The following is a 15792-nucleotide window of genomic DNA, read 5'->3' as shown; positions in this document are numbered from 1 at the left end:
TTGCATGCTCCATTCATCAATCACAATTCAAGGGCACCGGCGCTCGAACAGCCGATAGGCCAACCCTAACGGCACCGCCATCCACACCCCGAGGCAAAGCCAGAGCACCGGCCCCGACACCGGCAAGTCGCTGCCCAGGGTCATGACCGACGCACCGCTGGAGACGCCGTCGAACCCCGACAGGTTGATCAGCCGGTACACATCGGTAGGGTTGAACAGCAACAGCCAGGGCAGCAGGTCCGGGCTGAAGCGGCCCTCACTCAGTACCAGCAGCGCCAGCAGTACCAGGTCGAACACCAGCACGAAGAAAAACCACACCCCCAGCGCGAGGCCGGCGGCGGTGGACTTTTGCGTCGAAAGACTGCTCAGCACATAGGCCAATCCCAAGAAGACCCAGCCCAGCAGCGAACTCGACAGCATGAAACGGCCAAAGGCCCAGAGCAGCAGGCCCAGCTCGACGTCGTCGACCAGCAAGGCGATGGCGAGCGTTGCGCAACCGAAGCCGATCAGCGTCGCCAGGCTCAGGATCAGGCCATGGCCGACAAACTTGCCCAGCAGCAACTGTCCACGGCTCAGCGGGTAGGTCAGCAACAGCAGCAAGGTCCCGCTCTCGTCCTCGCCGACGATGGCGTCATAGGCCAGCAGCAAGGCGATCAAGGGCATCAGGAAGGTCGCCAGGCTGGCCAGGCTGGCCACGGTGGCCGGTACCGAGGTGAAGCCCAACTGGCCGGACGCCGCGGCGCCCAACCAGGCGATGCCGATCGCCAGCACGGCGAACAACAGACTGATCGCCAGCAGCCAGCGGTTACGCAGGCCATCGCTGAACTCCTTGCGGGCCATGTTCCAGATCGGGTTCATGGACGCACCTCCCCGGCTGCCGCGCCGCTCATGTAATGGCGGTACAAGTCCTCGAGGGACGGCGGCTTGATCTCGACATCCGTCGGGTTGTGTTGCGCCAGCAACTGACGCAGCAACGCCAGCTTGCTGCCGTCGGGCGCGGCCACCTGCAAGCCTTCGGCTCCCCAGCCCTGGGTGACATGCCCCTCGCTGCGCCAATGCTGTTGCAACTGGCTGGCACGGGCCAGGCCCGAAGCCCGGATCAGGGTCGGCAGCCGTGCCTCCTCCCGCAGCCGCGCCAGGCTGCCCAGGGCCAGCAGGCGCCCTCGGGTCAGGATCGCCGCGCGATTGATATGCGTCTCGACGCCGGGCAGGACGTGGGAACAGAGGATGATGCTGGTGCCCTGCCAGCGCAGGCGATCGAGCAACTGGTAGAGGTCCTGGGTCGCGATGGGGTCCAGGCCCACGGTCGGCTCGTCCAGCAGCAACAGCCGCGGTCGGCCGAGCAAGGCCTGGGCCAGGCCGAGGCGTTGCCGCATGCCTTTGGAGTAGGTCCGCACCTTGCGCCGCGAGGCCTGGCTCAGCCCCACCTCCTCCAGCAGGCGCTCGACCTGCCCTGGCGCGGCGCCCTTGAGCCGGGCGAAATGGCGCAAGGTTTCCAGGCCGCTCAACTGCGGGTAGAACATCACGTTCTCCGGCAGATAACCGAGCATCTGTCGCACGCTGGGATCGCTCGGTGCCCGGCCGAATACCCGCACCTGTCCTTCACTGGCCCGCAGCAGGCCCAGGACCAGTTTCATGGTGGTGGTCTTGCCCGCGCCGTTATGGCCGAACAGACCAAGCACCTCGCCCTGGGCCAGGTCCAGGTCCAATCCATGCAATACGGTGGCGTCGCCATAACGCTGGCTGACGCCCTCGATCTCGACGACGTTCAAGGCGCGTCCTCCGAAGCAGTGTTGCGTTGCGGGGCGAAGACCGGTGCCGCCATCAACGGATGGCTGTCCGTCACCCCAGGGGATTTCATTACCGGGAAGGCTCGCTGCACCCAGCGCAACAGCTCGACGCCCGGACTGTTCATCAACAGCCGTACCTGGGGGTAGCGCCACAACAGGCGATCGACGTTGTCGTTGGGCTCATAGGCCACGTCGCCCAGGCCGTCGCCATTGCGATCCCAGCCAAGGTAGTCGCTCCAGTAATTGCCGCGTCCGTCCGCCGACCACTCCTGCAAGCGCGTGGCGACGTACTTGACCTGACGGCGATTGCCGGCAAAGACATTGCCGGCGATGCGGTTGTCTTCCGAGCCGGCGGTAAGGTGTATGCCCAGGGCGCTGCGCTCGAAGTGATTGCCTTCGATACGGTTGAACAATGAGTTGTAGATGAACAGCCCCTTGCCCTCGGCGCCGGTGATCATGGTGTCGCCGGTGGAGCCGTCGCGTACGTCGGTGACGAAGTTGTCCCGCAGGGTCGAATAGGTGATGTAGTTCATCAGGATCCCGTAGTTCTGGTCCTGCTCGGAACGGTTGCCGATGACCGTCAGCTTGCGACTTTGCATCAGGGCATACCCGGTGCGGGTACGCCGGGTGGTATTGCCCAGCAGGCGGTTATCGTTGGCGAACATGTAATGCACACCGTAGCGCAGGTCCTCCAGGGTATTGCCCTGGAGCAGGTTGTCGCTGGAGGTATCGATGTAGATGCCGTCGCGGGCCTGCCGCACCTGGTTGCCAATGACCCGGGCGCCCTGCACGGCATACAGATGGATGCCATTGCCTCGGTCCTGGGAACGCAGGCTCGGATCGCCCTGGATGACGTTGTCGATCAGGCTGACGTCCCGCGCGCCATCGACCCAGATGCCGAAACCCTGGCCCTGCATGCGGCTCAAGCGCACCACGGCCCCCCTGGCGACCGGCTGGACGAACACGGCGGCGTTCATGGCGGTCAGGTCATGGCCCCAATCCAGGAACGTACAGCCCTGGACCTGGACGTCCGGGGCCCGGATGATCAGCCCGTTGCCCTCCCCCTGCCCCTGGAATACCGCCCCCGGCGCACAAGTGAGGGTCATCGGCTGATCAATGCTGAACGAGCCGGTGTATTGCCCGGCAGGCAGGCGCCATTGGCGCTCGCCCTCGGCCTGCAAGGGCAGATTCGTGATGGGTTGCGGCGCGGCGAGCGCGCCGCCAGACAGCAGGCAGAGCACCAGCGCAATGACCGGTTGGCGAGCATGGCCCGCGGGTGGCCGCGTGTTCCAGGTCATTGCACCTGTCTCCTTTCGATGGGCCGACTCAGGCCTTTTCCACCAGCATGCGTCCGACCATCTCCATGTGCAGGGCGTGGCAGAACCAGCTGCAGTAGTACCAGTGCAGGCCAGGCTTGTCGGCGATGAAGGTGATGGACGAAGTCTGTTGCGGGCTGATCTCCATGCTCGCGCCGTGGTTGGTCATGACAAAGCCGTGGGAGACGTCCTCGATCTGGTCGATGTTGGTGATCGTCACGGTCACCTCGTTGCCTTGCTTGACGGTGAACTCCGTCACGCCATAGGCCGGTGCCATGGAGGTCATGTAGACCCGCACCTTGTTGCCGTCACGGATGACCTTGTTATCGGTCTCCAGGTTGATCCCGTCTTTCTTGGCCAGCGCCACGGTGTCGGCGAAGAACGGGTCATTGCGGTTCCAGATCTTCTGGGTCTTGATCTGGTCGCGCCGGGCGAGGATGCAGTCATGGGGCTCGGCGAAGGTGGGGCCATCGTGCACCAGCTTCATTTCCTCCCCGGAAATGTCGATCAACTGGTCATTCTCGGGGTGCAGCGGACCGGTGGGCAGGAAACGGTCCTTGGAGAACTTGCACAGCACCACCAGCCATTTGCCGTCGGCATCGCTGGATTCGGTCAAGGACGCATGGTTATGGCCAGGCTGGTACTGCACATCCAGCTTCTGCTTGATGTAGTTGACCTGCTCGCCCTTGTAGGCGCGGATGGCCTCATCCATGTTCCATTTCACCACCTGGCTGTCGATGAACAAGGTGGTATAGGCGTTGCCGCGTCCGTCGAAGGTGGTGTGCAGTGGCCCCAGGCCCAGTTCCGGCTCGGCGACGATCACGTCGCGAGGATCCTTGAGGCGGTCGGCGAACAGATCGTCCAGGCGGTCGATGGCAATCATCGAGACCGTGGGCGATAGCTTGCCGTTGGCGATGAAGTATTTGCCGTCGGGGGAAGTATTGCAGCCGTGGGGATTCTTCGGCACCGGGATGTAGCGGGTGAATTCGCAATCCTTGCCATTGACCCGGCGCCCATCGACCACCGGCACCTTGGAACCGTCCAGGGTCATGAACCTGCCGGCCTTGATCGCCGCCTCGATACGCGGGATGTTGTACACCACCACCCAGTCGCGCTCGTTGCGCATCATGCCGCCCAGGTCATAGGCCTTCTCGGAGTTGTAGCAGGTGCTCGCGGCATATTTGCCGGTGTAGTCGGCATCGGTGTTGTCCAGGTTGCCGTCGACGATCACCTGGAACGCCATTTCCATCTTCTCGGCGTCGATGGCGTTGAACATCGTGAAACTGTTCTTGTCCTGCAAGTCGAAGGTATGGCCGTCATTGGGGTGCGGAATCACGAACTCGCCGTTGGCGAACACGTACTTGGTGTACGGCACCTTCTGCAGGCGCAGGCCATGGATGGCTTGCACGTTGGGCACCGTAAGCATCTTGTCGCACTTCATGATGTCCAGGCGGATACGCGCCACCCGGGAGTTGGCCTTGTCGTTGATGAACAGGTATTTGCCGTCGTATTTGCCGTTCGTCATGGAGATGTGCGGGTGGTGGCAATCGCCGTTCTGGAACCTGGCGCTGTCCCCCAGCACGCGCTTGCTTTCGTTGGTCAGCCCCCACCCGGTGGCCGAGTCGACGTTGAAGACCGGGATACGCATCAGTTCGCGCATCGACGGCACCCCCAGCACCCTCACCTCGCCCTGGTGGCCGCCGCTCCAGAACCCGTAGTACTCGTCCAGCTCGCCGGGGGCCACATGGATCCTGGACTTGGCCTCCTTGGCCGCAGCGGCCCAGGATTCACGGGTGAATGTCCCCGCGCCCAGCGCCGTTGCGCCGGCCAGTACCGCTCCGGTGACGGCGCCGGTACCCAGGAAACTGCGGCGGCTGACGCCCCGGGGCTCTTGCGCCACGTCAGGATTGTCGGTTTTCTTATCGCTCATGCTGTGTGCTCCGTGAAGAATGAAATGGTCAGGGGAACAGGCCATCGGGGTGCCTCAGGGCGCCTGCACCACGGGAATCAGCTGCGGATCGGCCGCGCTCGCCTTGCCACGCTTCTTGCGCTTGTTGATCAGCGGCGGGCATTTGTTTTCGTTGTGCCAGGTCATCTGGCAGTCGAGGCAGTAATGGCATTCGTTGGCGTTGATCCGGCCGTCGGGATGAATCGCCTGGATCTCGCATTCCTTGGCGCACAGTTGGCAGGGATTGCCGCACTCCTTGCGGCGCTTGAGCCAGTCGAACAGACGCAGGCGGGTCGGCATGGCCAGGGCGGCCCCCAGCGGACAGATGTAGCGGCAATAGACCTTGCGGGTAAAAAGGTTGATCAACAGCCAGCCTGCGGCATAGGCCACGAACCACCATTGGCGGTCGAACCTGAGGGTGACGGCGGTCTTGAAGGGTTCGACCTCCGCCAGGCGTTCGGCGGTCGCCATGGACTCCAGCGAAACGCCGAACAGCACCAGCAGGATGATGTACTTGATGGCCCACAACCGTTCATGCACGGCGAAAGGCAGCTCGTACTGGGGCACCCTGAACCGGCGCGCCAGCTCGTTGATCAGTTCCTGCAGCGCGCCGAACGGACACAGCCAGCCACAGAACACCCCGCGCCCCCACAGCAGGAGGCTGGCCGCGGTGAACACCCACAGGATGAAGATCAGCGGATCGGTGAGGAACAGCTCCCAGCGGAAACCTTCGAACAATGCATGAACGAAGGTCAGCACATTGACCACTGACAATTGCGCCAAGGCATAGCCGCCGAGAAATACCACGGTAAAGACCAGGTAACCCCGACGAACCCAATGCAAAAGCCTGGGCCGGCGGGCCAGCGGGTCCTGGAAGAACAGGATGATCGTAAGCACCAGCAAGGCCACCGCCAGCACGACGATTTCCACGCTCTTGCGGTACCAGAGGGTCAGCCACAGGGGGCGGCTGGCTTCTTCGGCCGCTGCCAGTTGCGCGGCCGTGGGCAAGGGCCTTTCCAGGTACGCCTCGGGCAATCGATAGGCCAGCTCGAAACTGCTGAAGAGTCCACTGACCGGCCCGGTCTGGCGGCGCACCAGCAGCTCCAGGCTCCAGGGCGAACCGGGATCGAAACGGTGGGAGGCACGGACGATAAAGATCGCCATTTCATCGAACTCGGGCATGCCCTCGGCAGCCACATCATCCAGGCGCTGGAAGTCCATGTCGCGAAAACTGATGGTGTCGCCGAACTGGCGCAACAGCACCCGATCGAAGATCCCACCGCGCACATAACCCGAGCCCTTGAAGGAATACCGTCCGCTGCCCATCACGGCAATGGCCTGCTCGCCAGGCTTGAGCTCACTCATCAGCGCGCGGTACTGCGCCTCGCCCAGCAGGTTGCGGCCGATGGTGGGCGGGTTCAGGTGAGTGACGTACAGATCGATGAAGGTGTCGCCCGCCTGCTCGGCACTGGCGGCTTCGACCTTTTCGGCGGCGGTCCCCTTGAAGGAAGCGTCGACCTGGTCGCGGGTCAGGTGCAGCCGACGCACCGCTCCATTGCCGGCCAGGGTCTTCCAGTCGGCGGGCTCGTAGACGTCCTCGCGCACTCGCGCCGGCGCCACGGCCAGGCCTGCATCGCCCTTGACCAGGCCCAGGGACACCGCGACGTCATGGGCGGCACGCATGATGACTTCGTTGACCACCATCGCCGTCACGGTGGCTCCGGCAATGGCGTCCACCGTCACCGCATCCGGGTCGCTGGAATGCCCTACCACGACCCGCTGATTGACCTTGACACCGCTGTAGCGGGCACTGAATCCGTGGAGTTTCTCCTCGGCGATACCGATCAGCAGGATCGGCTCATGGTGCTCCAGCACATAGGCATCCAGGATCACACCGGCGGGGTCGAGAATCACCTGCACGTTGATCGGCTTGCCCGAGTAGGCGGGAATGTCCACCACATCCAGGCTCTGGAACACATAGCCCGATACCTTGCCGGCCGTCGAGAGCGTGCGCACCTTGAAGGGCCCCTGGGGCTCGGACACCGAATCGGTCCGGCCCAGGACATGGTGGATACGCTGTCGCTGGATTTCGCCGTAATCCCTGGCCTGGGCGAAGCCCGCGCACAGGGCCAGCAGAATGAAGAATGCGTTGAGCCAGAAGCGGATGAGGTGCGAGAACGCAAAGGAACGGGTCATGAACGCCAGGGCTTGAGACAGGATCGTGGCGATCATGGTAGGAGCCGCTCTATCCGGCGCCCTTGATTGAAATCAACTTGAAAAAAATTGCCTGGCGGGCATCACGGGGCGAGAGGCTGGTACCTCTCGCCCCGACGCAGACGTTCAGTCCTGCGCAAGACTGTAGGAGTAGATGCCTTGATCGTTATTGTCGTACCAGTTGCCCTTGGCCCAGATCACACGATCCTGCGTCGGTTGGAAACCCAGGATGCCCAGGTAGCCGCCGATGGCGAGACGCTGCCAGGAACGGCCCCAGTCCCGGGAATAGAACACCCCATCGGCGCAAATGCTCGCATCCGACCACCAATAGAGCCAGCGCGGTGGCCGGTGCTCGCTGGTGACATTGACCAGCAGGCTGTTCTGCCCCAGATAGAAATGCCCCTCGCGCAGCCGGCTCTGCGACGCCAGGGGGGCGAACACGCTGGGCAGCTCGCCCAGGGGACGCCAGGCCAGCGTCGCGGTATCCAGCTCGGCGATCACGTGTCGTCCGGATTCCTCCTGGTCCACCAGGCCGGCCACCCGCCCGTCGGCGTTCTGAGCCAAGGCCGCGATGAACAGCTTGTCGTCGCGCTGGGTATCCACGACCTGCCATTGACCGGTGCTGCGCTGCAATCGAGCCCGTGTCGTGACGTTGAAGGCGATGTGGGCGCCCTCGCCGTCGGGGTTGCTGCCCCAGAAGCGTTGGGAAACCCAGATGAACGCGCGTTGCGGGTCCAGCTGGATCACATGGGTGCGGATGTCGCCATAGGTGCCGGCATCGGTATGCCACTGCAAGACATCCGGACGCTTGACCCGAACATATTCGCTGGTGACCAGCAGCGATTCGGCCGCCATGACCGGCGTACTGTGGTCGCCGCGATCGGCGGAATAGTAGACACCGGTTGAAATGGCGCCTGGCGCATCTTCGCCACTCTCGTTGTCGACGCCGCTGGGGGTGCCCCAGGCCCAGACTTCATCCGTGCCATGGAAGTACGGCTTCAGGTTCCAGGCCACTTGATCGGCCTTGGGAAACCAGCCCTGCTCCAGCCAGGTCCAGCGCTTGCCCTGATCGTCGCTGCGAAAGACCACGGTCTGGCCGACGCTGTCGCCGGATCCGGCCTCCGGCCGGTCGAGGCCGGTGAGCAGCAAGACGCTGGCGCCATCGGGACTGGCAACCAGGCAGGCGGCGGCGCTTACGTGGGCGACCAACTGGAATTGTCCCTGGGCGTCCAGGCGCGAAATGAAAGAGGTCTCTTTTTCCCTGCCGGAAAGCAGGTAGGCGAAGGCACCGGAGCCCACCGGCTCAGGCTCGTCATTGGACTTGCCGCGCACCAGCGCATCGAGGTCCACCACATCGGCGGAGGCCTCGACCTGCCCGGCATCCCCGTTCAGACGGGCGACCAGCCAGGTGCCCTGGGGGGTCGCCACCACGCCTGTGCAGTACTGGGAGGCGGCCCGGTGCCGGGTATCCGCTACGGCGCCCAGCTGTTGCTGGCCGGGGCTGGCGCCGCCCCACTCCAGCTTGGCGCTGGTGATCATCCACATGTACCACAGGCCAGCGCCGACAATCAGCGCGACAAAGAGCGTAGTGAAGAATTTCGATCGAGGCATGAAGGATCCATATCCATGGGGAAACTGAGAAGCTTTTCTCATCTCTTTCATCCGGAGTAAATTCTTATTGCACTAAAACGACTGGAGCCGGTCGCATCGTTCATCTGTGAGCCGGGTTGCATTCATTCGGCGCAGCAGTTTCGTCGAGCAGCGCCGACGCGTTAAGGTGCGCACATCACGACAAGGACCCCTCATGCCCCCACGCTCCGGCCCAGCGCACGCCTTTTCATCGCCATCCACCGGTTTCGTCCGGGTGCGTGGCGCCCGCGAACACAACCTCCAGAATGTCGACGTCGATATCCCCCGCGATGCCCTGGTGGTCTTTACCGGCGTGTCGGGGTCAGGCAAGTCGTCGTTGGCCTTTTCCACGCTCTACGCCGAAGCCCAGCGTCGCTATTTCGAGTCCGTCGCGCCCTACGCGCGGCGCCTGATCGACCAGGTGGGCGTGCCCGACGTGGACAGCATCGACGGCCTGCCGCCGGCGGTGGCCTTGCAGCAACAACGGGGCAGCCCCAGCGCGCGCTCTTCGGTGGGCAGTGTCACCACCCTGTCGAGCCTGATCCGCATGCTCTACTCCCGGGCCGGCAGCTATCCGGCCGATCAGCCCATGCTCTACGCCGAGGATTTTTCCCCCAACACGCCCCAGGGTGCCTGTGCGCAATGCCATGGCTTGGGGCGGGTCTATGAAGTGACCGAAGACTCCATGGTGCCGGACCCCTCGCTGACCATCCGCGAGCGGGCCGTGGCCGCCTGGCCCATGGCCTGGCAAGGCCAGAACCTGCGGGACATCCTGGTTACCCTGGGCTACGACGTCGACGTTCCCTGGCGTGACCTGCCCCAGGAACAGCGCGACTGGATACTCTTCACGGAAGAAACCCCCACCGTCCCGGTGTACGCCGGATTGACGCCTGCCCAGACCCGTGCCGCCCTCAAGCGCAAGCTCGAACCCAGCTACCAGGGTACGTTCAGCGGCGCCCGACGTTACCTGCTGCATACCTTCATGCACTCCCAGAGCGCTCAGATGCGCAAGCGCGTGGCGCAATACATGCGCGCCAGCCATTGTCCCGTGTGCGAAGGCAAGCGTCTCAAGCGCCAGGCGCTGGGCGTGACATTCGCCGGCCTGGACATCGCCGAGCTGTCGCACCTGCCGTTGCTGGAGCTGGCCGAGGTGTTCAGGCGCGTCACCGCACCCGATTATCTGGAGCAGGCCGAAGAACCGGGCGAAGTCCTCACCCACCGGCAAACCCGCGAGGCGCGCGAGCAACGCGCCGCCCGAGGTGACAATCCGCACTCAGGAGGGCCGGATGCGCGCCACACGCCCAACCTGTCCCTGGAAAAGCGCCTGGCCGCCCAACGCATCGCTGCCGAACTGCTGGAGCGCATCGGCACCCTGATCGACCTTGGCCTGGGTTACCTGGCCCTGGAGCGCAGCACCCCGACGCTCTCTTCCGGCGAGCTGCAGCGCTTGCGCCTGGCGACCCAACTCAACTCTCAGCTGTTCGGGGTCATCTACGTGCTGGACGAACCGTCAGCCGGCCTGCATCCGGCCGACAGCGAAGCCCTGTTCGACGCGCTGCAGCGGCTCAAGGCCGCCGGCAACTCGGTATTCGTGGTCGAACACGACCTGGGGACCATGCGTCGCGCCGACTGGCTCGTCGATGTCGGGCCGGATGCCGGCGAACAAGGCGGCCGGATCCTCTACAGCGGCCCGCCCGCCGGCCTTCGCCAGGTGCCGCAATCACGCACCCGCACTTACCTCTTCGCCGAGCGGTCCCAGGCTGCGCACGCCCCGCGGACACCCAGCGACTGGCTGCGCCTGGAAGGCATCACCCGCAATAACCTCGACAACCTGAGCGCGGCCTTCCCCCTCGGCTGTTTCACCGCCGTGACCGGCATCTCCGGTTCGGGCAAATCCAGCCTCGTCAGCCAGGCGTTGCTGGACCTGGTCGGCGCTCACCTGGGCCAACCCGGCCAGGACGCCGAGCCCGACGAACGAAGCCTGGAAGACGAACCCGAGCAAACCAGTGGCGGGCATGTCAGTGCGGGCCTCGATGCGATCAAGCGCCTGGTCCGGGTGGACCAGAAGCCCATCGGCCGCACGCCGCGCTCCAACCTCGCCACCTACACCGGCCTGTTCGATCACGTGCGCAAATTGTTCGCCGGGACCGAACAGGCCCGTGAACTGGGGTTCGACGCCGGACGGTTCTCCTTCAATGTGGCCAAGGGACGCTGCGAAACCTGCGAAGGGGAAGGCTACGTCAGTGTCGAACTGCTGTTCATGCCCAGCGTGTACGCCCCCTGCCCGACCTGCCACGGTGCCCGCTACAACCGGCAGACGCTGGCGGTACGCTGGCAAGGCCTGGACATCGCGCAGGTCCTGCAACTGACCGTCAATCAGGCGCTCGAAGTCTTTTCCGGACAGGCGTCGGCACGGCGCTCGCTGCAAGTGCTGCAGGATATCGGACTGGGTTATCTGCGCCTGGGCCAACCCGCCACCGAACTGTCCGGCGGCGAGGCGCAACGCATCAAGCTGGCGACAGAGCTGCAGCGAAAGGCCCGAGGGGCCACCCTGTATGTGCTGGATGAACCCACCAACGGGCTGCACCCACAGGACGTGGACAGGTTGCTGGTGCAGTTGAATCGCCTGGTGGATGACGGCCATAGCGTGGTCGTGGTGGAACATGACATGCGGGTCGTGGCCCAGAGCGACTGGGTCATCGACATCGGTCCGGGCGCCGGAACCCAGGGCGGGCAAGTCGTGGTGTGCGGAGCGCCGGCCGAGGTGGCCCAATGTCCGGAAAGTCGTACGGCGCCATTCCTCAAGAGCGCGTTAGCGGCTGAATATTAAAGCTTTTTTAATCTGGCTGGCCGTCCCGGGAAACCTGTCTATACTGTCTTTCAGTTAATCGTTTCAGTACGAGTAGTTTAACGACGGCCTCACTTGCTGATGGATGTGAGGCTGTACAGGCCAGGAGGCAAATGATGTCGGCCCCATGTTCAAGAAAAACATTCCATAGGGTTACAGAACAGCAGCATCTTCCCCAGCAGCGCCCCGTGAATCACGGCGAAGCCTCGCCCAGTCCACCTCCCTCCACATTACCGTTGCCGATAGCAGGCAGATCCTGTTGTTGATGTCGGCCCCGCAGCATCCTTGCAACTTCCATTTGGCGACTCTAAAGGTATAGCGCCTGGCTGCGTCAAGTCTTACATCAGTTTTCGAGCTCGTTCATTATGCTCAAGCCTATTTCAAGCCATCTTTTCAATCTGATCCAAGAGGTGGAAAACAACATCTCGGGCGCCAGCGAAGAAGAGTACACCGCAGTACTGGGCTGGATTTTTTCCAAACTGGGGATCGATAAATTCGCTTATGTCCATGTGGAACCGACACCGTTCAACAGCTCCAAGATCTCGATCCATAGCAACTACCCAGCCGAATGGGTTGAAACCTATCGCAAGAACGCCCTTTATAAGACCGATCCGGTCATGATCAATACCGCCGTCACGGCGACGCCCTTCTTCTGGAATGAAATTCCCGAGGAGATCGATAACCCGGAAATCTTCGACCAGTCTGCGTCCTACGGCATCAAGCAGGGATTCACCGTACCGATCCATGAGCCCGGACGGGCATTCGGCTCACTTCACTTGTCTTCCGAAGAGAACGATCCGGACTTCCCCATCATCGTCCGATCCAATCTATTCATCATCAAGGCGCTCAGTATAATCGCCAACCAATATCGCCCCATGGAAGCCCCCATGGAAAGCAACTTGAAGCTGTCCCCTCGGGAGATCGAGTTCTTGCGCTGGCTTTCATTAGGCAAGAACTACAAGGAAATAGGTCTGATCATGAGCATCACCGAGCGAACGGTGAAGTTTCATGCCAAGCAGATGACCGAGAAGATGGATTGTGTCAACGTCAAGCAAGCCATGATCAAGGCAGTTCAACTCAACCTCGTTTAAATCCCGCCCCTATCCTGCCCTAACCTGGCGGCGGCCTTTTGCCAAGTCCGACGCCAGCGCCTGGTCATAATCCATTCAGGCGAATCCCACCTGCGATGCGATATTGAAGAGCATGCCACAGGCGAACAAACCGATAACCAATGAGATAGCCCGACTCAAGAACTTGCCGGAAACGATGGCATGCAGTTTCCTTCCACAGAACGCTCCAATGGCTATCCAGGTCAGCCCGACCGGAAAGATAATGGCCGTGAACAATGACATGAAAGACAAGTAGTGGCTCACGGACAGGAATGTTCCCGCCGGCGCAACGAAAGACACAAAGAACAAGCCCTTGGGGTTGGTCAACGTTGCCACGAAGAGATCCGGCACACTGATGCCCGCCGAAGTACCAGGTAAATGATCCTTTACCGAAAACCACAACTTCAGGGAGATATAGAACAGGAAACAGACAGCGAAGATCTTGGTGGCAATGACCACCCAGGAATGATCCGTGATCAGAAGATCGATAAACACTCCCCACATCGTCATCTGAACAATATAAGCCAGCCATTCCGCTACAACGAACCTCATGGAGCGGGCGTTCAAGCCCCTGTTGATGCCAGTTTGCAACAACAGAGAGTTCGTCGGTCCAGGAACCAACAGGACTGTCATCAACGAAAGCGCGATATAAGACATAAGGTCATCCATGCCAGGGAGCCAGAATGGCTCATTTTCTTCGGGTTCGGACAGGCCCGATCATACAAATCAATATTTTGGTTGTATGACATCAGACCAATTTTCCAGCATAGAGCAATTACACTAGATTTGCCCACTGCCGCCCTGAAACTTTCAAACGTATGACTTATCAGCGTGAGCTTTTACCCATTTGTTGTCTCCCAAACTACGCTCCCATAGCCTTATTACCTTTTTATTGCAGGCCAACCCAGGCACTGTTGGAGCGTCAATTTTCCGGCCCACATACTATCAGCGACTTAGCCAATCCGTCGCGTAATCGTCAAGAAATCCTCCTCGCCAATGCCGTTCATGTTGAGTTGGCGGACTAAAGTCAAGACCCTTCGCATGCTACTCCCTCCCTGTACTTTCTTGGACTAACGACGATACTAATTCGCGCAGCGACTCAGTTTGTCCCGGAATACTGCCACATCACCAATCTGGCAACTAATTAGACTATCCACTCTATAAATCCACGCACTGTACTTTAGGACAGTTGAAATGCCCTAGTGCAAAGTTAACAGTAGCTCCACCCACAACCACGAAACCTCATTCATGAACTACGCCCCGGCCACCTTTCGTTTTTTCGGTATATCTACTCGTATCGCAAGCTACTCGAGTATTCCGAGCAAAACCCTGGGACAAATACTGGCCATTCGCAAGTCTGCCTTTATCGACAGAAAGAAGTGGGATATAGAAAGCTATCGAGGCAGCAATTACGAATGGGATGAATACGATGACGCTGATGCAGTTTACATATATTCAATCCAGCACCAGCAGGTCACCGGTTGTGTTCGACTTCGCCCTTCCAGCAAACCGACACTCATGACCGGCCCCTTGAGTTTCATTCTTCCAACCCAAAAGTCCGGACGTCGCTCAACATATTTATGGGAAGCCACCCGCTTTGCACTTTTCGCTGACAGATCCATTACCTGCGAATTGACCCAGGCCAGTGTGGACATTCGCACCGCGGCACTCTTCCTGACCATGCTGAAGTTTGCCCAACATCAAGATATCGAAGCCTATGAAGTTGTCGTCGACACTTCGATGGCGAAAATTCTCAAGCGTTCCGGATGGAATATCGAACGACACAACACGGCACTGGGCTCGAAGGGCGAGACGATCATCTACGGCACGTTGCCATGTTCCATCGAAACTTATGAGGGAGTTCTCAGAAAAAACACCATTGCCGAAGCGAGCGTTTACGACCCTTTCCTTATGACGAACCGTTCGTCAGACACACTCCATAAATCCATTGATATCGGCCAAATGCGCCGTGGCCGAAACATTCCAGCAAAAATACACATGCACACTGAGCTGCATCTATAAAATCAAACTTCTGGTATGAAATTGGAGAAAGGATGAACCTGCAAAGACTATTTCCGCATGTTGGCAAAGTCATTGCCAGTACCGGCAGCCGCCACTTCCCTCGCATGTTGCACGACCTGATACTCACGGAAATCCCGGTCGACGCAACACATATTACCGAGCAAAGGATAGGCACAAGTAATATCGCTGAACACAGCACTTCAAGCATTGGTTTCGTCGGCATGGACAATACCTGTGTCGACACTGTAGTGGACACCCATACAAGCAAGCCTTTTTTCCTCGCCGACGATATCCTCTTCGAAGACGCGCCCGCACAGAAGGTCCCCAATTTTTCCCGATGTCTGCTCAAGCGTGAACTCTCGGGCAAGGCACCCGGCCACAACACAACGACCCAACTGCATCTGACCACACGGAAAAATGGCCACCGTTATGTCCTGTCCGTGTATCGGTCACCTTTTTCCAAGGGCTTTACCGCCCAGGAACATGCCCTTCTGAAAGACTTTTCCTGCCTGTTGATGCCCATGGTAGAAGAGCATGTTGCCGCCCTGGTGCCATCGGAACCTCATCGGCAGGACACCAACCTGTCGCTGGACGGCCCGGAGAACGGTGGGATGGAAGCGTTGCGCCAGCGATTCGCCGATCGACTGCAACTGTCCGGCTTGAGCCTGTCGTCGCGTGAAACCGAAGTGTGCGTGGGTCTGCTGGCGGGACGCACGGCGCCCGAACTTGCCGAGCAACTCAACCTCAAGGTCAATACCGTCGAAAGCTATCTGAAGCGTGCAGCCATCAAGATGGGCATTGGTGGTCGTCGCTCCCTCATTCGCTGGATGCACTCGATGGACGCTACGCCATCGGGCACTGAATGGAACGGCGCTCCGCCCATTCGCCAGGCCGTCTGAACCTCTCCCCCCAATGT

At 60.9% G+C, this 15792-nt stretch carries 11 protein-coding genes; 4 read left to right on the top strand and 7 right to left on the bottom strand.

Going from position 1 to position 15792, the window contains the following annotated elements; all coding sequences use genetic code 11:
* Window positions 1-27: 27 nt before the first annotated feature.
* The 6 genes from BLP99_RS23585 to BLP99_RS23560 form a co-directional block, all read right to left on the bottom strand.
* Window positions 28-858 carry an ABC transporter permease gene (locus BLP99_RS23585; protein WP_072398808.1) on the bottom strand — a complete coding sequence of 277 codons (831 nt, stop codon included), beginning with the start codon at window positions 856-858 and terminating at the stop codon, window positions 28-30.
* The gene (locus tag BLP99_RS23580) at window positions 855-1772 is read right to left on the bottom strand and encodes an ABC transporter ATP-binding protein (RefSeq protein ID WP_072398809.1); all 918 of its coding nucleotides are present in this window, start codon (window positions 1770-1772) and stop codon (window positions 855-857) included. Before BLP99_RS23580 ends, BLP99_RS23585 begins: the two co-directional genes overlap by 4 nt.
* Window positions 1769-3088, bottom strand: a complete 1320-nt coding sequence (locus BLP99_RS23575) for a nitrous oxide reductase family maturation protein NosD (protein ID WP_072398810.1) — start codon at window positions 3086-3088, stop codon at window positions 1769-1771. Before BLP99_RS23575 ends, BLP99_RS23580 begins: the two co-directional genes overlap by 4 nt.
* 28 nt (window positions 3089-3116) lie before the next feature.
* Window positions 3117-5036 (bottom strand): TAT-dependent nitrous-oxide reductase, encoded by a 1920-nt coding sequence (gene nosZ, locus BLP99_RS23570; protein ID WP_072432094.1) that lies wholly within the window; start codon window positions 5034-5036, stop codon window positions 3117-3119.
* Between the two features lie 54 nt (window positions 5037-5090).
* Window positions 5091-7250, bottom strand: coding sequence for a transcriptional regulator NosR (gene nosR / locus BLP99_RS23565; protein WP_072459478.1), 2160 nt, complete (start codon window positions 7248-7250; stop codon window positions 5091-5093).
* Window positions 7251-7394: 144 nt separating this feature from the next.
* Window positions 7395-8879, bottom strand: coding sequence for a hypothetical protein (locus BLP99_RS23560; protein WP_076406919.1), 1485 nt, complete (start codon window positions 8877-8879; stop codon window positions 7395-7397).
* A gap of 193 nt (window positions 8880-9072) precedes the next feature.
* Between BLP99_RS23560 and BLP99_RS23555 the strand changes: the two genes are divergently transcribed.
* Entirely contained in the window at window positions 9073-11727 is a 2655-nt protein-coding gene (locus BLP99_RS23555) for an excinuclease ABC subunit UvrA (protein ID WP_092181892.1), read from the top strand.
* 383 nt (window positions 11728-12110) lie between these two features.
* A complete protein-coding gene (locus tag BLP99_RS23550; protein WP_072432097.1) occupies window positions 12111-12836 on the top strand; it encodes a helix-turn-helix transcriptional regulator in 726 nt (241 codons plus the stop codon).
* 75 nt (window positions 12837-12911) lie between these two features.
* Here BLP99_RS23550 and BLP99_RS23545 read toward each other — a convergent pair whose 3' ends face one another.
* Window positions 12912-13511 carry a LysE family translocator gene (locus BLP99_RS23545; protein WP_072398824.1) on the bottom strand — a complete coding sequence of 200 codons (600 nt, stop codon included), beginning with the start codon at window positions 13509-13511 and terminating at the stop codon, window positions 12912-12914.
* A gap of 591 nt (window positions 13512-14102) precedes the next feature.
* Here BLP99_RS23545 and BLP99_RS23540 point away from each other — a divergent pair.
* On the top strand, window positions 14103-14876 hold the full coding sequence (locus tag BLP99_RS23540; RefSeq protein WP_072398815.1) for an acyl-homoserine-lactone synthase: 774 nt from the start codon (window positions 14103-14105) through the stop codon (window positions 14874-14876).
* Window positions 14877-14908: 32 nt separating this feature from the next.
* Entirely contained in the window at window positions 14909-15775 is an 867-nt protein-coding gene (locus BLP99_RS23535) for a helix-turn-helix transcriptional regulator (protein WP_072398816.1), read from the top strand.
* The last annotated feature ends 17 nt before the right edge of the window (window positions 15776-15792 follow it).

Source organism: Pseudomonas sp. NFACC32-1, from assembly GCF_900101215.1.
GTDB lineage: Bacteria > Pseudomonadota > Gammaproteobacteria > Pseudomonadales > Pseudomonadaceae > Aquipseudomonas.
Note: the sequence above shows the minus strand (reverse complement) of the source record. Positions and strands in the feature narration are given on the sequence as shown.